Source organism: Escherichia sp. MOD1-EC6300 (genome assembly GCF_002965045.1).
Taxonomy (GTDB): Bacteria; Pseudomonadota; Gammaproteobacteria; order Enterobacterales; family Enterobacteriaceae; genus Escherichia; species Escherichia coli_F.
Genome location: NZ_PTRH01000002.1, coordinates 152,456 through 176,640 on the forward strand (window position 1 = coordinate 152,456; position 24,185 = coordinate 176,640).

A 24,185-nucleotide genomic window follows, 5' to 3' on the forward strand; every position below is an offset into this window, starting at 1 on the left:
TAAGACGCGGCAAGCGTCGCATCAGGCATTGGCACGGTTGCCGGATGAATCCAAACAACAACCTCACTTATTCTGCGTGTGCAGCATATAGTTCACATCTACGCCGGGACCGAGCTTAAAAGTGTTAGTAATCGGGTTGTAATGCAGTCCGATCATATGCCGTTCTTTTAGACTGGTCTGATCCACCCAGCCCAGCAATTCTGCCGGTTTAATAAACTTCTTCACATCATGCGTACCTTTAGGCACCATGCGTAAAATATATTCCGCACCAACCACCGCCATCAGCCACGACTTGCCGTTGCGGTTAAGCGTCGAGAAAAAGACATCGCCGCCCGGTTTTACCAGTTGCGCACAGGCTCTGACCACTGACTGCGGATCGGGAACGTGCTCCAGCATCTCCATGCAGGTCACCACATCATACTGCCCGGCATGTTTTGCGGCGTGCTCTTCCACGGTTTCCTGCACGTAATTCACCTGAATGCCACTTTCCAGTGCGTGCAGCTTTGCCACCTGCAATGGCTCAAAGCCCATATCCAGACCGGTCACCGTCGCGCCTTCGCGCGCCATACTCTCGGCCAGAATGCCGCCGCCACAACCGACATCGAGTACCTTTTTGCCAAATAAACCGCCAGCACGCTCGGCAATATAGCCCAGACGCAGCGGGTTAATGCGGTGCAGCGGTTTGAACTCACCTTCCAGATCCCACCAGCGGGAGGCGACGGCTTCAAATTTAGCGATCTCTTCGTGGTCTACGTTAGGGGTTACCGGCGATTTTTCGGCATTCATTGGCACTTCTACTCCGTAATTGGCAAGACAAACGAGTATATCAGGCATTGGATGTGAATAAAGCGTATAGGTTTACCTCAATCAGCGCGGCTGTGTTATAATTTGCGACCTTTGAATCCGGGATACAGTAGAGGGATAGCGGTTAGATGAGCGACCTTGCGAGAGAAATTACACCGGTCAACATTGAGGAAGAGCTGAAGAGCTCCTATCTGGATTATGCGATGTCGGTCATTGTTGGCCGTGCGCTGCCGGATGTCCGAGATGGCCTGAAGCCGGTACACCGTCGCGTACTTTACGCCATGAACGTACTAGGCAATGACTGGAACAAAGCCTATAAAAAATCTGCCCGTGTCGTTGGTGACGTAATCGGTAAATACCATCCCCATGGTGACTCGGCGGTTTATGACACGATCGTCCGTATGGCGCAGCCATTCTCGCTGCGTTACATGCTGGTAGACGGTCAGGGTAACTTCGGTTCCATCGACGGCGACTCTGCGGCGGCAATGCGTTATACGGAAATCCGTCTGGCGAAAATTGCCCATGAACTGATGGCCGATCTCGAAAAAGAGACGGTCGATTTCGTTGATAACTATGACGGCACGGAAAAAATTCCGGACGTCATGCCGACCAAAATTCCTAACCTGCTGGTGAACGGTTCTTCCGGTATCGCCGTAGGTATGGCAACCAACATCCCGCCACACAACCTGACGGAAGTCATCAACGGTTGTCTGGCGTATATCGATGATGAAGACATCAGCATTGAAGGGCTGATGGAACACATCCCGGGGCCGGACTTCCCGACGGCGGCAATCATTAACGGTCGTCGCGGTATCGAAGAAGCTTACCGTACCGGTCGCGGCAAGGTATATATCCGCGCCCGTGCGGAAGTGGAAGTTGACGCCAAAACCGGGCGTGAAACCATTATCGTCCACGAAATTCCGTATCAGGTGAACAAAGCGCGCCTGATCGAAAAAATTGCGGAACTGGTAAAAGAAAAACGCGTGGAAGGCATCAGCGCGCTGCGTGACGAATCTGACAAAGACGGTATGCGCATCGTGATTGAAGTCAAACGCGATGCGGTCGGTGAAGTGGTGCTCAACAACCTCTACTCCCAGACCCAGTTGCAGGTTTCTTTCGGTATTAACATGGTGGCATTGCACCATGGTCAGCCGAAGATCATGAACCTGAAAGACATCATCGCTGCGTTTGTTCGTCACCGCCGTGAAGTGGTGACCCGTCGTACTATTTTCGAGCTGCGTAAAGCTCGCGACCGTGCTCATATCCTTGAAGCATTAGCCGTGGCGCTGGCAAACATCGATCCGATTATCGAACTGATCCGTCATGCGCCGACGCCTGCAGAAGCGAAAACGGCGCTGGTTGCTAATCCGTGGCAGCTGGGCAACGTTGCCGCGATGCTCGAACGTGCGGGCGATGATGCTGCGCGTCCGGAATGGCTGGAGCCAGAGTTCGGCGTGCGTGACGGTCTGTACTACCTGACCGAACAGCAAGCTCAGGCGATTCTGGATCTGCGTCTGCAGAAACTGACCGGCCTTGAACACGAAAAACTGCTCGATGAATACAAAGAGCTGCTGGATCAGATCGCGGAACTGTTGCGTATTCTTGGTAGCGCCGATCGTCTGATGGAAGTGATCCGTGAAGAGCTGGAGCTGGTTCGTGAACAGTTCGGTGACAAACGTCGTACTGAAATCACCGCCAACAGCGCAGACATCAACCTGGAAGATTTGATTACTCAGGAAGATGTGGTAGTGACGCTCTCTCACCAGGGCTACGTGAAGTACCAGCCGCTTTCTGAATACGAAGCGCAGCGTCGTGGCGGGAAAGGTAAATCTGCCGCACGTATTAAAGAAGAAGACTTTATCGACCGACTGCTGGTGGCGAACACCCACGACCATATTCTGTGCTTCTCCAGCCGTGGTCGCGTCTATTCGATGAAAGTTTACCAGTTGCCGGAAGCCACTCGTGGTGCGCGTGGTCGTCCGATCGTCAACCTGCTGCCGCTGGAACAGGACGAACGTATCACCGCGATCTTGCCGGTGACTGAGTTTGAAGAAGGTGTGAAAGTCTTCATGGCGACCGCTAACGGGACCGTGAAGAAAACTGTCCTCACCGAGTTCAATCGTCTTCGTACCGCCGGTAAAGTGGCGATCAAACTGGTTGACGGCGATGAGCTGATCGGCGTTGACCTGACCAGCGGTGAAGACGAAGTAATGCTGTTCTCCGCCGAAGGTAAAGTGGTGCGCTTTAAAGAGTCTTCTGTCCGTGCGATGGGCTGCAACACCACCGGTGTTCGCGGTATTCGCTTAGGTGAAGGCGATAAAGTCGTCTCTCTGATCGTGCCTCGTGGCGATGGTGCAATCCTCACCGCAACGCAAAATGGTTACGGTAAACGTACTGCGGTAGCGGAATACCCGACTAAGTCGCGTGCGACGAAAGGGGTTATCTCCATCAAGGTTACCGAACGTAACGGTTTAGTGGTTGGCGCGGTGCAGGTAGATGACTGCGACCAGATCATGATGATCACCGATGCCGGTACGCTGGTACGTACTCGCGTTTCTGAAATCAGCATCGTGGGCCGTAACACCCAGGGCGTGATCCTTATCCGTACTGCGGAAGATGAAAACGTGGTGGGTCTGCAACGTGTTGCTGAACCGGTTGACGAGGAAGATCTGGATACCATCGACGGCAGTGCTGCGGAAGGGGACGATGAAATCGCTCCGGAAGTGGACGTTGACGACGAGCCAGAAGAAGAATAATTTCATCGCCTCATGCCAAAAGGGAGTTATCTCCCTTTTTTGAATTGAAGTCCAGGCTGCAAAGTCTGGGCTTTTGTCGTATTAGGGCGCGGTAAAGTTTTGCTGTACCCATAAAAAATGGCTGGCTTTACACAAGGAATGTGGCAATGGGTAGTGAAAAAAAGGCGAAAGGCTGGCGGTTCTATGGTCTTGTAGGTTTTGGCGCAATAGTACTGCTTTCCGCTGGTGTCTGGGCATTGCAATATGCTGGTAGTGGGCCAGAAAAAACGTTGTCGCCGCTGGTGGTACACAACAATCTGCAAATCGATCTCAATGAGCCGGATCTCTTTCTCGACAGCGACTCTCTAAGCCAGCTTCCCAAAGATCTTCTCACTATTCCTTTTCTTCACGATGTTCTAAGCGAAGATTTCGTTTTTTATTATCAGAACCATGCCGACCGTCTGGGCATTGAAGGCAGCATTCGCCGCATTGTCTACGAACACGATCTCACACTAAAAGATAAGCTCTTTTCGTCACTCTTAGATCAGCCCGCGCAGGCGGCGCTATGGCACGATAAACAAGGCCATCTTTCTCATTATATGGTGCTGATCCAGCGAAGTGGTTTAAGCAAGCTGCTGGAGCCATTGCTGTTTGCCGCTACCAGCGACAGCCAGTTAAGTAAAACGGAAATCAGTAGTATTAAGCTAAATAGTGAAACCATCCCGGTTTATCAGTTGCGCTATAACGGCAATAACACCCTGATGTTCGCAACTTATCAGGACAAGATGCTGGTGTTTTCCAGCACGGACATGCTGTTTAAAGATGATCAGCAGGATACCGAAGCCACGGCGATCGCAAGTGATTTGTTGAGCGGTAAAAAACGCTGGCAAGCCAGCTTTGGCCTGGAAGAGCGTACTGCCGAAAAAACGCCAGTACGCCAGCGCATCGTGGTCAGTGCAAATTTGCTGGGTTTTGGCTACCAGCGATTAATGCCTTCTTTTGCTGGTGTGCGCTTCGAAATGAGCAACGACGGCTGGCACAGTTTTCTGGCGTTAAATGATGAATCCGCAAGCGTAGATGCCAGTTTCGATTTTACGCCTGTATGGAACAGTATGCCCGCAGGGGCCAGCTTCTGTGTGGCGGTGCCTTATTCACATGGTATTGCTGAAGAGATGCTTTCCCACATCAGCCAGGAAAACGACAAGCTCAACGGGGCGTTAGACGGTGCTGCGGGGCTGTGCTGGTATGAAGATTCAAAATTGCAAACCCCGCTGTTTGTCGGTCAGTTTGATGGCTCAGCCGAACAGGCACAACTGCCTGGAAAACTGTTTACGCAAAATATTGGTGCGCACGAAAGCAAAGCGCCAGAAGGTGTTTTGCCGGTAAACCAGACTCAGCAGGGCGAAGCGCAAATCTGGCGTCGCGAAGTGAGTTCCCGATACGGCCAGTATCCGAAAGCACAGGCGGCGCAACCAGATCAATTAATGTCGGATTATTTTTTCCGCGTGTCGCTGGCGATGCAAAACAAGACGATGCTTTTCTCCCTCGATGACACGCTGGTCAATAACGCGTTGCAAACACTGAATAAAACCCGCCCGGCAATGGTGGATGTGATACCCACTGAAGGCATTGTTCCGGTCTATATCAATCCACAAGGCGTGGCGAAACTGCTGCGTAACGAAACGCTGACCAGTCTGCCGAAGAATCTCGAACCGGTTTTTTATAACGCCGCACAAACTTTATTAATGCCGAAGCTGGACGCTTTATCTCAACAACCGCGTTATGTCATGAAGCTGGCCCAGATGGAACCCGGTGCCGCCTGGCAGTGGCTACCCATTACCTGGCAGCCACTATGAGGCACGGGCTGCTGGCGCTGATTTGCTGGCTGTGTTGTGTTGTTGCTCATAGCGAAATGCTGAATGTCGAACAATCGGGGCTGTTTCGCGCCTGGTTTGTGCGTATTGCACAGGAACAGCTTCGCCAGGGGCCAAGTCCGCGCTGGTATCAGCAGGATTGTGCGGGCCTGGTGCGATTTTCGGCGAACGAGGCGCTGAAAGTTCACGACAGCAAATGGCTAAAAAGTAACGGTATAGCAAGTCAGTATTTGCCGCCTGAAATGACGCTAACACCTGAACAGCGTCAACTGGCGCAAAACTGGAATCAGGGGAACGGAAAAACCGGCCCCTATGTGACCGCGATTAATTTGATTCAGTACAACAGCCAATTTATTGGCCAGGACATAAACCAGGCGTTGCCTGGCGATATGATTTTTTTCGATCAGGGCGATGCCCAGCACTTAATGGTCTGGATGGGGCGTTACGTCATCTACCACACCGGAAGCGCCACGAAAACTGACAACGGAATGCGCGCAGTCAGTCTGCAACAACTTATGACATGGAAGGACACCCGATGGATACCCAACGATTCCAATCCCAATTTCATTGGCATTTATCGTTTAAATTTTCTGGCGCGATAGCAGCGTGCTTGTGCCTGTCTCTTGTGGGAACAGGGCTTGCCAATGCTGATGATTCGCTTCCTTCCAGTAACTATGCGCCGCCCGCCGGGGGAACATTCTTTTTGCTCGCTGACAGCAGTTTTAGCAGCAGTGAAGAGGCGAAAGTGCGACTGGAAGCGCCGGGGCGTGATTATCGGCGTTACCAGATGGAAGAGTACGGCGGCGTGGACGTTCGCCTGTATCGTATTCCTGACCCGATGGCATTTTTGCGCCAGCAGAAAAACCTGCATCGCATTGTGGTGCAACCGCAATATCTGGGCGACGGGCTGAACAATACGCTAACCTGGCTGTGGGATAACTGGTATGGCAAATCTCGCCGTGTAATGCAGCGTACTTTCTCTTCTCAGTCACGGCAGAATGTGACTCAGGCGTTACCCGAATTACAGCTCGGTAATGCCATTGTTAAACCTTCCCGTTATGTACAGAACAGCCAGTTTTCACCGCTGAAAAAATATCCACTGGTGGAACAGTTCCGCTATCCACTATGGCAGGCAAAACCGGTCGAGCCGCAGCAAGGGGTAAAACTGGAAGGCGCATCCAGCAATTTCATCTCGCCGCAGCCGGGCAACATCTATATTCCTCTCGGCAAACAAGAGCCGGGACTGTATCTCGTCGAGGCGATGGTCGGTGGGTATCGGGCAACGACGGTGGTATTTGTCTCCGATACCGTGGCGCTTAGCAAAGTGTCAGGCAACGAACTTCTGGTGTGGACTGCTGGCAAAAAACAGGGTGAAGCGAAGCCAGGCTCAGAGATCCTGTGGACTGACGGTCTTGGCGTGATGACTCGCGGTGTGACCGATGACAGCGGTACCTTACAGTTACAACATATATCGCCGGAACGTTCATACATTCTGGGTAAAGATGCAGAAGGCGGCGTTTTTGTCTCCGAGAATTTTTTCTACGAAAGTGAAATCTACAATACCCGCTTGTATATCTTTACTGATCGCCCGCTATATCGCGCAGGCGATCGTGTCGATGTTAAAGTGATGGGCCGCGAGTTCCACGATCCGTTGCATTCATCCCCTATCGTCAGCGCACCGGCGAAACTTTCAGTGCTGGATGCTAATGGCAGCCTGTTGCAAACCGTCAATGTCACGCTGGATGCGCGTAATGGCGGGCAGGGGAGTTTCCGCCTGCCAGAAAATGCCGTTGCCGGAGGTTATGAATTACGTCTTGCTTACCGCAATCAGGTCTATAGCAGTAGTTTTCGCGTAGCCAACTATATCAAGCCACATTTTGAGATTGGTTTAGCTCTCGACAAAAAAGAGTTCAAAACAGGCGAAGCGGTTAGCGGCAAACTGCAACTGCTTTACCCGGATGGCGAGCCGGTAAAAGATGCCCGCGTGCAGTTAAGTTTGCGCGCCCAACAACTTTCGATGGTCGGTAACGATTTGCGCTATGCCGGGCGCTTCCCGGTGTCGCTGGAAGGCAGTGAAACAGTTTCCGACGAAAATGGTTATGTAGCGTTAAATCTCCCCGCCGCCGATAAACCAAGCCGTTATTTGTTAACTGTCTCCGCCAGTGACGGCGCGGCGTATCGTGTTACCACCACCAAAGAGATCCTCATTGAACGCGGTCTGGCGCATTACACTTTGAGCACCGCCGCACAATACAGCAATAGCGGTGAATCGGTTGTTTTCCGTTATGCTGCGCTGGAATCTTCAAAACAGGTTCCTGTTACGTATGAGTGGTTGCGTCTGGAAGACCGCACGAGCCACAGCGGAGATCTACCTTCTGGCGGCAAATCCTTTACCGTCAATTTCGATAAACCAGGCAACTACAACCTGACGTTACGCGATAAAGACGGCTTAATTCTCGCCGGGTTAAGCCATGCCGTCAGCGGTAAGGGCAGCACGGCGCATACTGGTACGGTAGATATCGTGGCAGATAAAACGCTGTACAAGCCAGGCGAAACCGCGAAGATGCTGATTACCTTCCCGGAGCCAATTGATGAAGCGTTATTGACGCTGGAACGCGATCGCGTTGAACAGCAGTCGCTGCTATCGCATCCGGCTAACTGGCTGACGTTACAACGTTTAAACGATACCCAGTATGAAGCCCGCGTACCGGTGAGCAATTCCTTTGCGCCTAACATCACTTTTTCGGTGCTGTATACCCGTAACGGTCAGTACAGTTTTCAGAACGCCGGGATCAAAGTTGCCGTTCCCCAGTTGGATATTCGGGTGAAAACGGACAAAACCCATTACCAGCCAGGTGAACTGGTCAATGTCGAATTAACCTCGTTGCTGAAAGGTAAACCAGTTTCTGCGCAGTTAACGGTTGGCGTGGTCGATGAAATGATCTACGCGCTGCAACCGGAAATCGCGCCGAATATCGGCAAATTTTTCTATCCGCTGGGGCGTAACAATGTGCGCACCAGTTCCAGCCTGTCATTTATCAGCTACGACCAGGCGCTCTCCGGCGAACCTGTTGCGCCTGGCGCGACTAACCGCAGCGAGCGGCGAGTGAAAATGCTGGAACGTCCACGGCGTGAAGAGGTGGATACCGCTGCCTGGATGCCGTCACTCACAACCGATAAACAAGGCAAAGCGTATTTCACGTTCCTGATGCCTGATTCATTAACCCGCTGGCGCATCACCGCGCGTGGGATGAACGGCGACGGGCTGGTCGGGCAGGGGCGTGCTTATTTGCGTTCGGAAAAAAATCTCTACATGAAGTGGAGTATGCCAACGGTATATCGCATGGGTGACAAACCGGCGGCAGGACTGTTTATCTTCAGTCAGCAGGATAACGAACCGGTGGCGCTGGTGACTAAATTTTCAGGCGCGGAGGTGCGTCAGACGCTGACGTTGCATAAAGGGGCGAATTATATTTCGCTGACGCAGAATATTCAGCAATCTGGCTTGTTAAGTGCAAAACTCCAACAAAATGGGCAAGTGCAGGACAGTATTAGCACAAAACTGTCTTTTGTGGATAACAGCTGGCCCGTTGAACAGCAGAAAAACGTCATGCTCGGCGGTGGCGATAACGCGCTGATGTTGCCCGAGCAGGCGAGCAATATCCGGTTGCAAAGTAGCGAAACGCCGCAGGAGATTTTCCGTAACAATCTTGATGCGTTAGTCGATGAACCGTGGGGTGGCGTGATCAACACCGGTAGCCGTCTGATCCCGCTCAGTCTCGCCTGGCGTTCACTTGCCGATCATCAAAGTGCCGCCGCTAACGACATTCGTCAGAGGATTCAGGATAACCGTTTGCGGCTGATGCAACTGGCGGGGCCAGGAGCGCGCTTTACCTGGTGGGGTGAAGATGGCAATGGCGACGCATTCCTCACGGCATGGGCATGGTACGCCGACTGGCTGGCCAGCCAGGCGCTCGGCGTAACGCAACAACCGGAATACTGGCAGCATATGCTCGATAGCTACGCGGAGCAGGCGGATAACATGCCGTTATTGCATCGGGCGCTGGTGCTGGCGTGGGCGCAGGAGATGAATCTGCCGTGCAAAACGTTGTTGAAAGGGTTGGACGAAGCTATCGCCCGGCGCGGAACTAAAACTAAAGATTTCTCTGAGGCAGACACCAGCGATATCAATGACAGTCTGATCCTCGATACACCTGAATCTCCACTGGCAGATGCGGTGGCAAACGTCTTAACCATGACGTTGCTGAAAAAAGCGCAGTTGAAGTCCACTGTGATGCCACAGGTTCAGCAATATGCGTGGGATAAAGCGGCAAACAGTAACCAGCCGCTGGCGCACACGGTTGTGCTGCTCAATAGCGGAGGCGACGCCACCCAGGCTGCCGCTATTTTAAGTGGTTTAACCGCTGAACAATCCACTATTGAGCGCGCGCTGGCCATGAACTGGCTGGCGAAATATATGGCGACGATGCCTCCGGTTACGTTACCTGCTCCTGCGGGCGCATGGGCCAAACATAAGTTAACCGGAGGGGGTGAATACTGGCGTTGGGTTGGTCAGGGCGTGCCGGACATTCTCTCTTTTGGTGACGAATTACCGCCGCAAAACGTGCAGGTTCGCTGGCGTGAACCGGCAAAAACGGCTCAACAAAGTAACATTCCGGTGACCATTGAACGCCAGTTGTATCGGCTTATCCCGGGTGAAGAAGAGATGAGCTTTACTCTGCAGCCGCTGACCAGCAATGAGATTGACAGCGATGCGCTGTATCTCGATGAAATCACGCTTACCAGCGAGCAAGATGCAAGTCTGCGCTACGGCCAGGTAGAAGTACCGCTGCCGCCGGGAGCCGATGTTGAGCGTACAACCTGGGGCATTTCGGTCAATAAACCGAACGCCGGAAAACAGCAAGGACAACTGCTGGAAAAAGCGCGAAATGAAATGGGCGAACTGGCCTATATGGTGCCGGTGAAAGAACTGACGGGAACGGTCACTTTCCGCCATTTGCTGCGCTTCTCGCAAAAAGGGCAATTCGTTCTGCCTCCTGCTCGTTATGTGCGTTCCTATGCACCTGCACAGCAAAGTGTTGCGGCAGGGAGCGAATGGACCGGGATGCAGGTGAAATAAGTGAACTGGCGCAGAATCGTCTGGCTATTAGCGTTGGTTACTCTGCCAACGCTGGCGGAGGAAACGCCGTTACAACTGGCGCTGCGGGGCGCGCAACACGATCAACTGTATCAGCTGTCGTCATCAGGCGTGACCAAAGTCTCGGCATTACCTGACACGCTCACCACGCCATTAGGGAGTTTGTGGAAACTGTATGTTTACGCCTGGCTGGAGGATACCCATCAACCAGAGCAGCCCTACCAGTGTCGCGGAAACTCCCCGGAAGAGGTTTATTGTTGTCAGGCTGGGGAGAGCATAACGCGCGATACCGCGCTGGTACGCTCCTGTGGACTCTATTTTGCGCCGCAACGGTTGCATATTGGTGCAGATGTTTGGGGGCAATACTGGCAACAGCGTCAGGCACCTGCGTGGTTAGCGTCTCTTCCGACGCTGAAGCCAGAAACCTCGGTAACGGTTAAATCGCTGCTTGATTCATTAGCGACGTTACCCGCGCAAAACAAAGCTCAGGAAATCTTACTGGATGTGGTGCTGGACGAGGCGAAAATCGGTGTCGCATCCATGCTCGGTAGTCGGGTAAGGGTGAAAACCTGGAGCTGGTTTGCCGATGATGAGCAGGAAATCCGGCAGGGTGGTTTTGCCGGCTGGTTAACCGATGGTACACCGCTGTGGGTTACTGGCAGTGGCACCAGCAAAACGGTACTGACCCGTTATGCGACGGTGCTTAATCGGGTATTGCCAGTGCCGACGCAAGTTGCCAGTGGGCAATGTGTAGAGGTGGAGCTGTTTGCCCGTTATCCGCTGAAGAAAATCACGGCGGAAAAGAGTACGACAGCAGTAAAACCCGGCGTACTTAATGGGCGCTATCGTGTGACGTTTGCCAATGGTAACCACATTACGTTTGTCAGCCACGGTGAGACGACCTTACTGACAGAAAAGGGCAAACTGAAATTGCAGTCGCATCTTGATCGTGAAGAGTACGTTGCCAGAGTACTGGATCGCGAGGCGAAAAGTACGCCCCCTGAGGCAGCGAAAGCTATGACCGTGGCGATTCGCACTTTCTTACAGCAAAACGCCAATCGGGAAGGCGATTGCCTGACCATCCCCGACAGCAGCGCCATGCAGCGTGTTTCTGCTTCGCCAGCCACCACGGGCGCGCGGACGATGACCGCCTGGACGCAGGATCTCATTTACGCTGGCGATCCGGTTCATTATCACGGCAGTCGCGCTACCGAAGGGACACTCTCCTGGCGGCAAGCCACCGCCCAGGCGGGGCAGGGAGAGCGTTACGACCAGATACTCACGTTTGCTTATCCCGACAATAGCCTTAGCCGCTGGGGAGCGCCACGCTCAACCTGCCAGTTATTACCTAAAGCGAAGGCCTGGCTGGCGAAAAAAATGCCGCAGTGGCGGGGTATGTTACAAGGCGAGACGGGGTACAACGAACCAGACGTGTTTGCGGTCTGCCGTTTAGTCTCAGGTTTCCCCTATACCGATCGGCAGCAGAAACGGCTGTTTATTCGTAACTTCTTTACGCTTCAGGATCGGCTTGATTTAACCCATGAGTATCTGCACCTGGCCTTTGATGGTTATCCCACCGGGCTTGATGAGAACTATATCGAAACGCTGACCCGACAATTATTAATGGACTAATGCTATGCGAAAGATTTTTTTTCCGTTGTTACTGGTGGCGCTTTCGCCTGTCGCTCACAGTGAAGGTGTACAGGAAGTCGAGATTGATGCACCGCTCTCTGGCTGGCATCCTGCGGATGGTGAAGATGCCAGCTTTTCACAATCGATCAATTACCCCGCGTCGTCCGTCAACATGGCAGATGATCAAAATATCTCAGCGCAGATCCGCGGCAAAATAAAGAATTATGCGGCGGCGGGTAAAGTTCAGCAGGGCCGGTTGGTGGTCAACGGTGCCAGTATGCCGCAGAGAATTGAATCCGATGGTTCATTTGCACGCCCTTATATTTTCACTGAAGGCAGCAACAGCGTGCAGGTCATCAGCCCAGATGGGCGAAGTCGACAAAAAATGCAGTTTTACTCAACGCCGGGGGCTGGAGTGATTCGCGCGCGTTTACGGCTGGTTCTCTCGTGGGATACGGACAATACCGACCTCGATCTTCATGTTGTCACGCCGGATGGTGAACACGCCTGGTACGGTAACACGGTGCTGAAAAACAGTGGTGCACTGGATATGGATGTCACGACGGGGTACGGACCGGAGATTTTCGCCATGCCAGCGCCAGTTCACGGGCGCTATCAGGTATATATCAACTACTATGGCGGACGCAGTGAAACGGAATTGACGACCGCCCAACTGACGCTGATCACCGATGAAGGATCGGTTAATGAGAAACAGGAAACATTTATTGTACCGATGCGTAATGCTGGCGAACTGACGCTGGTGAAAAGTTTTGACTGGTGATTACTGAGGTTATCTTTACTGTCAATGTTCAAGAAAACGCCCGATGACTTTCGCTATCGGGCGTTTTTACATGTTAATTCAATCGTTCAATCACCATCGCAATTCCTTGACCGCCGCCAATGCACAACGTTGCCAGACCCAGCGTTTTATCGCGTGCCTGCATTGCATGTAATAGTGTGACCAGAATACGCGCACCGCTGGCGCCGATAGGATGCCCCAGCGCGATGGCCCCGCCGTTGACATTCACTTTCTCAGGATCAAAGCCCAGTGTTTTCCCAACGGCAAGGAACTGCGCGGCAAATGCTTCATTGGCTTCGATAAGATCAATGTCTGCCAGCTGCAGCCCCGCCAGTTGTAACGCTTTTTGCGTGGCAGGTACTGGCCCCATACCCATCAATGCGGGGGGCACTCCACCGCTGGCATAACTTTTAATGCGAGCCAAGGGGGTAAGGCCTGCTGCCAGCGCCGTAGATTCTTCCATAATCACCAGAGCGGCAGCACCGTCGTTAATACCTGACGCGTTCCCGGCGGTGACAGTACCTGCTTTATCGAAGGCCGGACGCAATGCAGCCAGAGCTTCTGTAGTAGAATCTGGTTTCGGGAATTCGTCTTGACTGAAGACGAGGGTTTTCTTCCGGGTGACAACATTTACCGGGACGATTTCGGCTGTAAAAGCACCGGACTCAATTGCGGCAGCCGCTTTACGCTGTGAATGTAGCGCCAGTTCATCCTGCATTTCGCGGGTAATCCCGTACTCCTTAGCCACGTTTTCGGCGGTAATTCCCATATGATAACCATGGGTGGCGCACATCAGGCCATCGCGCAGGATTACGTCATAAACCTGTCCGTCTCCCAGACGATAACCAGAGCGCGCTTTTGCATCGAGTAAGTAGGGCGCTAAACTCATATTTTCCATACCCCCCGCCACAATGCTCTGCGCCTGACCTGCCTGAATTGCCTGGGCGGCAAGCGCCACGCTTTTCAGACCCGAACCACACACTTTATTGACCGTGAATCCGCACACCGTTTCGGCCAGTCCGCTTTTTAACAATGCCTGACGCGCCGGATTTTGCCCCAGCCCGGCTTGCAACACGTTACCCATAATCACTTCATCGATATGTTGTGAATCGATTTTTGCGCGTTCAATAGCGGCCTGAATTACTGTTGCTCCCAGATCGATGGCGCTGGTGGAGGCGAGTGAACCATTAAAACTACCGATGGCAGTACGTACCGCACTGACGATGACACAATTTTTCATTTTATATTCCTTCTGTCTGTAAAGTTGCCGTCAGAACAGCGTTAAACCAATGACGAAAATGACGCCGGAGAAAAGCAGAGCAGTGATGCAATAGCCCATGATGTCGCGGACACCGAGTCCGGCGATTGCCAGTGCTGGCAGCGCCCAGAACGGTTGTGCCATGTTCATCCATTGCTCGCCGTAGGCGATCGCCATTACCGATTTACCGAGATCGGCTCCCAGCGCCTGGGCTGCAGGTATCACGAAAGGTCCCTGAATAACCCAGTGACCGCCGCCAGACGGAACGGCGAAGTTAATCAGTGCAGAACTAAAGAAGGTCATTACCGGGAAGGTGTCTTTGTTCGCAACATTGATGAAGAATTCAGTAATGAACCCACCCAGACCGGAGTGCTCCATCATCAGTTGGATCCCGGCGTAGAAGGGGAATTGCACCAGAATACCGGCGGTACTGCGCGCAGCCGCGCTGATAGCACGCATATAAGCCATTGGCGTTTTATGTAGCAGCAGACCCGCAATCATAAACATCAGGTTGACGGTATTGATGGTGATGTTGAAGCCATGTTCGCTGAAGTACATCGCCAGGTAAGCGATACCGAGTGCGCCGATGATCAACGTCAGGATGCGACTTTCCTCCAGTCGCTCGGATGGTGGGGCATCTTTCGGTAGCTGCTTCTGAAAATCAGCCTCTTCCATGAGTAGTTTCGGATCGATACTCACCACGTCAGACGGTTTTGGCATCATCATGCGGGTAATAAATGGCATCACCACAATCAATGCCACAGTGATGAAAATGTTAAAACCACTGAACAGAGTATCGCCCACCGGGATAAGCCCGGCGATATGCTCAACCGGATTGCCCGGTGTGGCAGCCAACAGAGGCATTGAACCAGAGAAACCGCCACCCCAGGTAAGAAAACCAATGTAGGCGCAGGCAATGAGCAACGGATAATCAGAACCGGGTACTCGCCGGGCGACTTCACGGGCGAACATTGCTCCGACAACCAGACCAAATCCCCAGTTGATGACACAAGCGACTGAACCGAAGAAAGTGACCAGCATGACGCCCTGTACGGGCGTCTTTGCGGCGGAAGCGGCAGTACGCAGCAAGCTTTTCACCGGAGCAGAGCTGGCAAGGGCATGACCGGTAACGATGATAAGCGCCATCTGCATACCGAACGCCAGCAAGTTCCAGAAACCGTCCCCCCACATTTTCACCATGCTGATCGGCGTTTGTGGTGTTAACCAAAGCGCGATCACGAACGTTAGCAATGTCAGCAACATGGCAAAGATCAGTGGATCGGGAAGCCACCGGCTGACAAAACGCGTCATAAAACGCGAGATGCGACCAATCATAAATCACCCCGCTGCGTATTCAGATCGGCGGCGACTTCAAACTGAGCTTCGGTTTTGGCACGCACGGTGGCTAAATCACACCCGTCGGCAATTTCGGTGAGCCACATTTTGCCGTCAATGAAACGAAAGACTGCCAGTTCAGTGACCAGCATATGCACCGCGTGTTGCGCAGTGAGCGGCATGGTGCAGCGGCGCAAAATTTTTGCTGAACCATCTTTGGCGCAATGTTCCATGGCGATGATCACTTTGCGCGACCCGGTCACCAGATCCATCGCGCCACCCATACCGGGCACCATTTTTCCAGGCACTACCCAGTTCGCGAGGTTGGCTTCTTCGTCTACCTGCAAACCACCGAGTACGCAGGCATCAATATGACCACCACGAATCAGCGCAAACGACATTGCGCTGTCGAACATCGCTGCGCCGGGTAAAATGCCGCATGGTTGCCCGCCAGCGTTCACCAGATCTGGATGCGCTGTAGTGACTGGGCCTAAACCGAGGAAGCCATTTTCCGATTGCAGAGTGATATGAATATCCTCCGGTAAATAATTGGCGACCATTGTGGGTAAACCGATCCCTAAGTTAACGATGTCACCATCACGAAGCTCTTGCGCCACACGGCGCGCAATACGTTGTTTCGCATCCATTATTTGCTCTCCTGTGAAACGATGATGTGGTCGATAACGGCACCAGGGGTGACAATATGGTCAGGTTGCAGTTCGCCGGTTTCGACCAGTTCATCTGGCTCCACCAGCGTGATATCAGCCGCAAGGGCAATCAGGGGGTTAAAGTTGCGGGCGCTAAGTTGGTAGGTCAGGTTGCCAAGTGTGTCGCAACGATGGGCGCGAATGAGCGCCAGGTCGGCGCGCAGTGGACGTTCAAGCAGCCAGGTTTTACCGTCGAGTGTCAGCGTCTGTTTGCCTTCCTCTACGACGGTGCCGACACCAGTTGGCGTGAGAAAACCACCAAGTCCAGCTCCACCACAGCGAATTTGCTCAATCAATGTACCTTGCGGTACGAGAACGACCTCCATTTCGCCAGAAATCATGCGCCGTCCGGTTTCCGGGTTGGTGCCGATATGTGAAGCAATTACTTTGCGGACTCGACCATTGACGATGAGCGGACCGATGCCGGTATCAACAAACGCGGTATCATTGGCTATCAATGTCAGGTCGCGAACGCCAGATTCCAGTAATGCTTCCACCAGGCGGGATGGAGTGCCAATTCCCATAAATCCGCCCACCATGATGGTCATGCCGTCACGAAAGAAGCCGGAGGCGTCTTGTAATGTCATCAATTTTGTTTTCATTATTTATCCCTCTTGCATACACCGTTGTGGGTACAGTCAGGGAATAGCAAGGGGAGTGCCAGAATGAAAATGTTTGATATTGTTTTTTAACTTATTGAATAGTAAAGAATAAATAAGGTGGGGATTAAGAGGTTGAATGAACGGCTATGCAGAAATTTGCGCACTGTGCAAATTTCTGCATAGCAAGTTTTGGCGTTATACATCCGCCGGATCGATACCGTATTCCTGGAGTTTATACATCAATGCACGGCGACTGATGCCCAGCATTAAAGCAGTGCGGGTTCGGTTTCCTTCTTGTTGTTCCAGCACTTCCATAATGATGCGTTTTTCGACGCGTTTAATTTCCTCTTTTAAATTACGCTCACCGACAGGGGCTGTTTTTGCTTCACCAGCACTACAGACTGGCTGACGAATCTGCGGCGGAAGATCCTCAGAAAAAATGATCGGGCCTGAATTCATCACGACGGCGCGTTCAATAACGTTGGAAAGCTCTCGAATATTTCCCGGCCATGACCATGCGGTAAGCAGTGACATTGCCATCGGATCGATGTCGATAATATCGCGCTGATTCTCACTACTGAATTTTTGCAAAAAGTGATTAGCTAACAGGGAAATATCTTCCCGGCGATCGCGCAGAGGCGGCAGTATTAAATGAATAACGTTAAGGCGATAAAAGAGATCTTCACGGAAGGTGCCTTCTTTCACCATTGCCTGCAAGTCGCGGTTGGTGGCAGCAATGATGCGGATATCAACTTTTATGGTCTGATGACCGCCAATCCGTTCAAATTCCCGTTCCTGCAGAATGCGTAGTAATTTGGCTTGCAGTACCAGCGGCATTTCACCAATTTCGTCAAGGAGCAGAGTACCTTCGTTGGCACGTTCAAATAATCCCTGACGCAGGGTTTGTGCACCAGTAAATGCGCCTTTTTCATGACCAAACAGTTCACTTTCGAGCAACGATTCCGGCAGCGCCGCGCAGTTGACTTTAATAAACGGCCCCTTGGCCCGCCGCGAATTGTAGTGAATCGCTCTGGCAATCAACTCTTTCCCGGTGCCGCTTTCACCGCTAATCAAGACGCTGGCCTGAGAAAGGGCAATTTTGGCGGTGTCTTTGCAGATGTCCATCATTGCCGGGCTGTTAGTGAGAATGTGCCCCCATTGCCAACTGGTGCTTAGTGCCTGGTGCAGATGACGGATCTCTTTTTTCATTGACTGGAGTTGTAAAGCGCGCTGAACGATTAAATTCAACTCATCGAGATCAAACGGTTTGATGACATAGTCAAAGGCTCCGCAGCGTAGTGCTTCGACGGCGGTTTCCACTTCAGCATAGGCCGTCATCAGAATAACGGGTGTCCGTGTCTCATGGCTGCGCATCTCCTTGAGTGCCTTGATGCCGTCCATCTCTGGCATGCGGATATCCATCAACACCACGTCAGGGTGAATATCGGCAAACAGGTGTAATGCTGTGCGCCCGTTGTTCGCACAATGTGTTTCGAATCCTTGTAGTGCAAAAGCGGTGCTCAGCATACGGCGAACATTATCTTCATCATCCACAATAAGGATGCGATTAATAGCAGTCATACAGTCTGATTTCCCTGCGGGTTGATCGGTAAAATAAGCGTGAAGGTTGCGCCGTAGCCCGGCAAACTGGCGACGCGAATATCACCCTGATGGGCATTAATGATGCGTTGACTTAACGCCAGACCAAGCCCGGTTCCTGAGGCTTTGGTAGTGAAAAAGGGATCGAAGATCTTTTTTTGCAGCGAGAGATCAATGCCACTGCCGTTGTCCTCTATCGAAATGGCCTGTTGTGAGTCGCTATACTGCCAGGTTCGAATGCGAATTTTCCCTCGTGCACTGATAGCCTGGACGGCATTGATCAGGATATTCAGTAGTACCTGTTTGAGCAGTTCACGATCGGCGTTAATCGGGCTTAATTCATTATCCAGTTCGCTTATGAAGTCGACTCGCGCTTGTACGCCGGCGGTTTGTACCAGTACCAGAGTTTCTTCAACCAATGCATTGAGGCTGACTTGTTGCCATTGACTGTGGCGTGGGCGTGAAAATTCGAGCAATTGCTGAATAACTTTGTTAATTGAATCGATTTCTTTGAGTACTACGGACAGATATTCCTGATGTATTGGGTCACTGGTTTGTTGGCGCAAGATCTGTACATAACCACGAATAGCCGTTAACGGATTACGTACTTCATGCGCCACGCCAGCCATCAGCTCACCCAGTGTGGCGAGGCGTTCAGCTTGCGCCATGCGGCGCTGGGTTTCTTTGCGGGCAGTTAAATCAGAGAAAATCACCAAAGCACCTATCATTTCACCATGCGTATTATGAATACGACTGGTAGTGACACTGAGTTCAATGGTGCGCTCACGGCCTGGAAAACTGATCTCCAGCGCCACATGTTCGGTACCATGTTCCAGCGTATCCAGTACTGGACTGTAGAACGGAGTATTGTCGAACAACATGGAGTAAGGCTGCCCTACCAGTTCATGACGTTGATAGCCAGTGATGACTTCTGCTGCCGGGTTCATGGTGGTTACATCACCCTGGCGGTCAATGGCAATGACGCCATCGGCAGCGTTTTCAATAATCAGATCGTTAAGTGTTCGCGTTTCACGCAGTGCCTGGGCGAGGTTGTTGACACTCTGACTAATTTGCCCCATTTCACCGGGCAATTGTGGTAATCGAGTGGGAATATTTTGCGCCAGAGTCGCGAGACCATCGGTGATGATATCTATATTGGCGCTCAGGCGACGGGAGAAAAGGACAATCAACAGCAGGCTTATCAGCAAACCGGCGGTGAGCACAATGATAATCCTCACATCCATTTTCCAGGCCTGGCGGCGAATATCTTCGGTTAATTCATTGGCCCAGATATAACCGAGGATTTCACCATTACGCTCAATGGGGATCATTGAATTCAAAATATCGCCGCGCACCTGCCTGCCTGAATAAATCAAAGGAGTATTTGTACGCATGACTTCGCGACCAGGGTGATCTGCGGCAATAGTAACGCCCACATTATTCTGATACAGCGCTGAAGGCGCGTAAGTGATTATCGCATCCAGTGTTTTGTTGTAATAACCAGCACCTATGCCAGGAAAGGCGTGAGTGATATTTTCAGTAATGGGAGCAAGTTCTGCATTCAGTGCGTGGATTCGCTCCTCACGTGGTAAGTCGTTGTAGAGATCGTAGCGATCGCCTAGCGCCTGATTAAGCAGGTTGACCACGGCAGAAAGTTTTTTCTCTTTTTCAGATAAGACTGCTGAACGTCCTTCCGTTTCTACGATATAACCAATAGTAAGCGTTGGGACAATGACCATCAGGATTGCCATCAGGATCATTTGATTGCGTAAGCGGCGTGGATAAATCCACTTCATATAATGCATGCTGAATCCCACTAGTCTTGTCCGGTATATGACGATTATCAGAGGTTAAGGTGATGATTTCTCGGCGGTGTATCATATTCCAGAGAAGAGAGAACATTGCGGTAACACGCTTTTACCGCTACCTTAACCACACTCCATCGGTCACCTGAGGCGGAGCTTCGCCCCTTTGAAATACCTTGCTTCTTTTCGTACAACCCTGAAAGCCTCGCGCTACATGTTCAGAGCATTGGCGTTAGTGCTCTGGCTGTTGATTGCTTTTTCATCCGTTTTTTACATCGTTAATGCGTTGCATCAGCGAGAATCGGAAATTCGTCAGGAATTTAATCTGAGTTCCGATCAGGCTCAGCGCTTTATTCAACGCACCTCTGATGTGATGAAAGAGCTGAAGTACATAGCTGAAAATCGCTTATCGGCAGAAAACGGTGTGCTTTCGCCGCGTGGACGAGAAACGCAGGCAGATGTGCCAGTGTTTGAACCACTGTTTGCCGACTCCGATTGTTCCGCAATGAGTAACACCTGGCGAGGTTCTCTGGAGTCATTGGCGTGGTTTATGCGCTACTGGCGCGATAATTTCTCTGCGGCTTACGATCTCAACCGGGTATTTTTAATCGGCAGCGATAACCTTTGCATGGCCAATTTCGGTCTGCGTGATATGCCAGTGGAACGCGATACCGCGTTGAAAGCTTTGCATGAACGCATCAATAAATATCGAAATGCACCACAAGATGATAGCGGCAGTAACCTCTACTGGATCAGCGAAGGTCCGCGCCCTGGCGTCGGGTATTTTTACGCCTTGACGCCAGTTTATCTGGCGAACCGGTTGCAGGCGCTTTTAGGTGTTGAGCAGACCATCAGGATGGAGAACTTCTTCTTACCTGGTACGTTGCCGATGGGGGTAACCATTCTTGATGAAAATGGTCATACCCTGATTTCGCTTACCGGACCGGAAAGCAAGATTAAGAGCGATCCTCGCTGGATGCAGGAACGTTCCTGGTTTGGCTATACGGAAGGGTTCCGGGAACTGGTGCTGAAGAAAAACCTGCCACCTTCATCGTTAAGCATCGTCTATTCGGTGCCGGTTGATAAGGTGCTGGAGCGCATTCGCATGTTGATCCTTAACGCGATTTTACTGAATGTGCTTGCCGGAGCCGCGTTGTTTACTCTCGCACGGATGTACGAGCGGCGTATATTCATTCCTGCGGAAAGCGACGCCCTGCGACTGGAAGAGCACGAGCAGTTTAATCGCAAGATTGTCGCTTCCGCGCCAGTGGGTATCTGCATTTTGCGTACCGCTGATGGCGTTAATATTTTAAGTAACGAACTTGCGCATACCTATCTCAATATGCTTACGCATGAGGATCGCCAACGACTGACGCAAATTATTTGTGGTCAGCAGGTCAATTTTGTTGATGTCCTGACCAGCAACAATACCAATCTGCAAATCAGCTTCGTCCATTCGCGCTATCGTAATGAAAACGTGGCTATTTGTGTGCTGGTGGATGTTTCTTCGCGCGTGAAGATGGAAGAGTCGTTGCAGGAGATGGCACAAGCAGCGGAACAGGCGAGTCAGTCAAAATCGATGTTCCTTGCCACCGTAAGTCATGAGCTGCGAACGCCGTTGTATGGCATTATCGGTAACCTGGATCTGTTGCAAACCAAAGAGCTGCCAAAAGGCGTCGATCGTCTGGTGACGGCAATGAACAACTCTTCCAGCCTGTTGTTGAAAATTATCAGCGATATTCTCGATTTCTCGAAAATTGAATCAGAACAGTTGAAGATCGAACCGCGTGAGTTTTCACCGCGTGAAGTGATGAACCACATCACCGCCAACTATTTACCGCTGGTGGTACGCAAGCAGCTAGGCTTGTACTGCTTTATTGAACCGGATGTGCCAGTGGCCTTAAATGGCGACCCAATGCGTTTACAGCAGGTCATCTCCAACCTGTTGAGTAACGCCATAAAATTCACCGATACCGGCTGTATAGTTCTGCATGTTCGCGCTGATGGCGATTATCTCTCTATCCGTGTTCGCGATACCGGCGTGGGGATTCCGGCGAAAGAAGTGGTGCGCTTGTTTGATCCCTTCTTCCAGGTCGGAACGGGCGTACAGCGTAACTTCCAGGGGACTGGTCTGGGTCTGGCGATTTGTGAAAAACTGATCAGCATGATGGACGGCGACATCTCGGTAGATTCAGAACCGGGAATGGGCAGCCAGTTTACCGTGCGTATTCCGTTGTACGGCGCTCAGTACCCGCAGAAAAAAGGCGTGGAAGGGTTGAGTGGTAAACGCTGCTGGCTGGCGGTCCGCAATGCGTCGCTCTGTCAGTTCCTGGAAACCAGTTTGCAGCGCAGCGGCATCGTCGTTACAACATACGAAGGGCAGGAACCGACTCCCGAAGATGTGTTAATCACTGACGAGGTAGTGAGCAAAAAATGGCAGGGTAGAGCGGTAGTGACCTTCTGTCGTCGCCATATTGGTATTCCGCTGGAGAAAGCGCCAGGGGAGTGGGTACACAGTGTGGCTGCACCGCATGAGCTACCGGCATTGTTGGCGCGTATTTATTTGATCGAGATGGAGAGCGATGATCCTGCTAACGCTCTGCCGTCGACGGACAAAGCGGTCAGCGATAACGACGATATGATGATTCTGGTCGTGGATGATCATCCGATTAACCGGCGTCTGCTTGCAGATCAGTTGGGATCGTTGGGTTATCAATGTAAAACTGCGAATGATGGCGTCGATGCGCTTAATGTACTTAGCAAGAATCATATCGATATCGTGCTTAGCGACGTCAACATGCCAAATATGGATGGTTACCGCTTGACGCAACGCATTCGTCAGTTGGGGCTGACGTTGCCGGTAATCGGAGTAACTGCTAATGCGCTGGCTGAAGAGAAGCAGCGGTGTCTGGAGTCCGGTATGGACAGTTGCCTGTCGAAGCCGGTAACGCTGGATGTTATAAAACAGACACTGACGGTATATGCCGAGAGGGTCCGGAAATCGCGGGAATCGTAGGCTTATAAGACATTTACGCCGCATCTGGCATTCAGTGCAAATGCCAGATGCGACGCTGGTGCGTCTTATCTGGCCTACTTTGTTGTAATCCATTGAAATAATGGGAATCGTAGGCCGGATAAGGCGTTTACGCCGCATCCGGCATTCAGTGCAAATGCCAGATGCGACGCTGACGCGTCTTATCTGGCCTACAGATGATTAGTCTTTATCTGCCGGACTTAAGGTCACAGAAGAGAGATAATTCAGCAGAGCAATATCGTTCTCGACACCCAGCTTCATCATCGCAGATTTCTTCTGGCTACTGATGGTTTTGATACTGCGGTTCAGCTTTTTAGCGATCTCGGTCACCAGGAAACCTTCCGCAAACAGGCGCAGAACTTCACTCTCTTTTGGCGAGAGACGCTTGTCACCGTAACCACCAGCACTGATTTTTTCCAACAGGCGAGAAACGCTTTCCGGGGTAAATTTCTTCCCTTTCTGCAGCGCGGCGAGAGCTTTCGGCAGATCGGTCGGTGCACCTTGTTTCAGCACGATCCCTTCGATATCCAGATCCAATACCGCACTAAGAATCGCCGGGTTGTTGTTCATGGTCAGAACGATGATCGACAGGCTTGGGAAATGGCGCTTGATGTACTTGATTAAGGTAATTCCATCGCCGTACTTATCGCCAGGCATGGAGAGATCGGTAATCAACACATGCGCATCCAGTTTCGGCAGGTTGTTGATCAGTGCTGTAGAGTCTTCAAATTCGCCGACAACATTCACCCACTCAATTTGCTCAAGTGATTTGCGAATACCGAACAAGACTATCGGATGGTCATCGGCAATAATTACGTTCATATTGTTCATGTAATAGGCTAC

Annotated in this window: 15 protein-coding genes; 7 read left to right on the top strand and 8 right to left on the bottom strand. The window is 51.7% G+C overall.

The window, feature by feature from the left end:
• Nucleotides 1-63: 63 nt before the first annotated feature.
• Entirely contained in the window at nucleotides 64-786 is a 723-nt protein-coding gene (gene ubiG / locus BGE37_RS03470; protein WP_032184662.1) for a bifunctional 2-polyprenyl-6-hydroxyphenol methylase/3-demethylubiquinol 3-O-methyltransferase UbiG, read from the bottom strand.
• 146 nt (nucleotides 787-932) lie between these two features.
• Here ubiG and gyrA point away from each other — a divergent pair, with 146 nt between their 5' ends.
• The 6 genes from gyrA (at nucleotide 933) to BGE37_RS03500 (ending at nucleotide 12,984) form a co-directional block, all read left to right on the top strand.
• On the top strand, nucleotides 933-3,560 hold the full coding sequence (gene gyrA / locus BGE37_RS03475) for a DNA topoisomerase (ATP-hydrolyzing) subunit A (RefSeq protein WP_001281242.1): 2,628 nt from the start codon (nucleotides 933-935) through the stop codon (nucleotides 3,558-3,560).
• Between the two features lie 146 nt (nucleotides 3,561-3,706).
• A complete protein-coding gene (locus BGE37_RS03480) occupies nucleotides 3,707-5,395 on the top strand; it encodes a DUF2138 domain-containing protein (RefSeq protein ID WP_105287774.1) in 1,689 nt (562 codons plus the stop codon).
• Nucleotides 5,392-6,015: a DUF1175 domain-containing protein gene (locus tag BGE37_RS03485; RefSeq protein ID WP_001328405.1), complete on the top strand. Its 624-nt coding sequence runs from the start codon at nucleotides 5,392-5,394 to the stop codon at nucleotides 6,013-6,015. Before BGE37_RS03480 ends, BGE37_RS03485 begins: the two co-directional genes overlap by 4 nt.
• Nucleotides 6,016-6,038: 23 nt before the next feature.
• A complete protein-coding gene (locus BGE37_RS03490; protein WP_198598464.1) occupies nucleotides 6,039-10,553 on the top strand; it encodes an alpha-2-macroglobulin family protein in 4,515 nt (1,504 codons plus the stop codon).
• Nucleotides 10,554-12,203: a YfaQ family protein gene (locus tag BGE37_RS03495; protein ID WP_105287776.1), complete on the top strand. Its 1,650-nt coding sequence runs from the start codon at nucleotides 10,554-10,556 to the stop codon at nucleotides 12,201-12,203.
• A 4-nt stretch (nucleotides 12,204-12,207) separates the two neighbouring features.
• Complete coding sequence (locus BGE37_RS03500; protein ID WP_032184657.1) at nucleotides 12,208-12,984, top strand: YfaP family protein; 777 nt, start codon at nucleotides 12,208-12,210, stop codon at nucleotides 12,982-12,984.
• Nucleotides 12,985-13,057: 73 nt separating this feature from the next.
• Here BGE37_RS03500 and atoB read toward each other — a convergent pair whose 3' ends face one another.
• From atoB to atoS, 6 genes are all read right to left on the bottom strand, one after another.
• The gene (atoB, locus tag BGE37_RS03505; protein WP_032303398.1) at nucleotides 13,058-14,242 is read right to left on the bottom strand and encodes an acetyl-CoA acetyltransferase; all 1,185 of its coding nucleotides are present in this window, start codon (nucleotides 14,240-14,242) and stop codon (nucleotides 13,058-13,060) included.
• A gap of 30 nt (nucleotides 14,243-14,272) precedes the next feature.
• Nucleotides 14,273-15,595, bottom strand: coding sequence for a TIGR00366 family protein (locus BGE37_RS03510; protein WP_105287777.1), 1,323 nt, complete (start codon nucleotides 15,593-15,595; stop codon nucleotides 14,273-14,275).
• Nucleotides 15,592-16,242: an acetate CoA-transferase subunit beta gene (gene atoA, locus BGE37_RS03515; RefSeq protein WP_000339051.1), complete on the bottom strand. Its 651-nt coding sequence runs from the start codon at nucleotides 16,240-16,242 to the stop codon at nucleotides 15,592-15,594. Before atoA ends, BGE37_RS03510 begins: the two co-directional genes overlap by 4 nt.
• On the bottom strand, nucleotides 16,242-16,904 hold the full coding sequence (gene atoD / locus BGE37_RS03520) for an acetate CoA-transferase subunit alpha (protein ID WP_000850525.1): 663 nt from the start codon (nucleotides 16,902-16,904) through the stop codon (nucleotides 16,242-16,244). The genes atoA and atoD overlap by 1 nt, the downstream gene beginning before the upstream one ends.
• 195 nt (nucleotides 16,905-17,099) lie before the next feature.
• The gene (atoC, locus tag BGE37_RS03525) at nucleotides 17,100-18,485 is read right to left on the bottom strand and encodes an acetoacetate metabolism transcriptional regulator AtoC (RefSeq protein ID WP_000125285.1); all 1,386 of its coding nucleotides are present in this window, start codon (nucleotides 18,483-18,485) and stop codon (nucleotides 17,100-17,102) included.
• On the bottom strand, nucleotides 18,482-20,308 hold the full coding sequence (gene atoS, locus BGE37_RS03530; RefSeq protein ID WP_105287778.1) for a two-component system sensor histidine kinase AtoS: 1,827 nt from the start codon (nucleotides 20,306-20,308) through the stop codon (nucleotides 18,482-18,484). Before atoS ends, atoC begins: the two co-directional genes overlap by 4 nt.
• Before the next feature lie 166 nt (nucleotides 20,309-20,474).
• Here atoS and rcsC point away from each other — a divergent pair, with 166 nt between their 5' ends.
• A complete protein-coding gene (gene rcsC, locus BGE37_RS03535; RefSeq protein ID WP_032303395.1) occupies nucleotides 20,475-23,324 on the top strand; it encodes a two-component system sensor histidine kinase RcsC in 2,850 nt (949 codons plus the stop codon).
• Nucleotides 23,325-23,522: 198 nt separating this feature from the next.
• Here the strand turns inward: rcsC and rcsB are convergent, their stop codons facing one another.
• Entirely contained in the window at nucleotides 23,523-24,173 is a 651-nt protein-coding gene (gene rcsB, locus BGE37_RS03540; RefSeq protein WP_001061917.1) for a response regulator transcription factor RcsB, read from the bottom strand.
• Nucleotides 24,174-24,185 lie beyond the last annotated feature (12 nt).

Coding starts and splice junctions, on each gene's coding strand:
- ubiG (WP_032184662.1), bottom strand. CDS start 786: ATGAATGCCGAAAAATCGCCGGTAACCCCTAACGTAGACCACGAAGAG.
- gyrA (WP_001281242.1), top strand. CDS start 933: ATGAGCGACCTTGCGAGAGAAATTACACCGGTCAACATTGAGGAAGAG.
- BGE37_RS03480 (WP_105287774.1), top strand. CDS start 3,707: ATGGGTAGTGAAAAAAAGGCGAAAGGCTGGCGGTTCTATGGTCTTGTA.
- BGE37_RS03485 (WP_001328405.1), top strand. CDS start 5,392: ATGAGGCACGGGCTGCTGGCGCTGATTTGCTGGCTGTGTTGTGTTGTT.
- BGE37_RS03500 (WP_032184657.1), top strand. CDS start 12,208: ATGCGAAAGATTTTTTTTCCGTTGTTACTGGTGGCGCTTTCGCCTGTC.
- atoB (WP_032303398.1), bottom strand. CDS start 14,242: ATGAAAAATTGTGTCATCGTCAGTGCGGTACGTACTGCCATCGGTAGT.
- BGE37_RS03510 (WP_105287777.1), bottom strand. CDS start 15,595: ATGATTGGTCGCATCTCGCGTTTTATGACGCGTTTTGTCAGCCGGTGG.
- atoA (WP_000339051.1), bottom strand. CDS start 16,242: ATGGATGCGAAACAACGTATTGCGCGCCGTGTGGCGCAAGAGCTTCGT.
- atoD (WP_000850525.1), bottom strand. CDS start 16,904: ATGAAAACAAAATTGATGACATTACAAGACGCCTCCGGCTTCTTTCGT.
- atoC (WP_000125285.1), bottom strand. CDS start 18,485: ATGACTGCTATTAATCGCATCCTTATTGTGGATGATGAAGATAATGTT.
- atoS (WP_105287778.1), bottom strand. CDS start 20,308: ATGCATTATATGAAGTGGATTTATCCACGCCGCTTACGCAATCAAATG.
- rcsB (WP_001061917.1), bottom strand. CDS start 24,173: ATGAACAATATGAACGTAATTATTGCCGATGACCATCCGATAGTCTTG.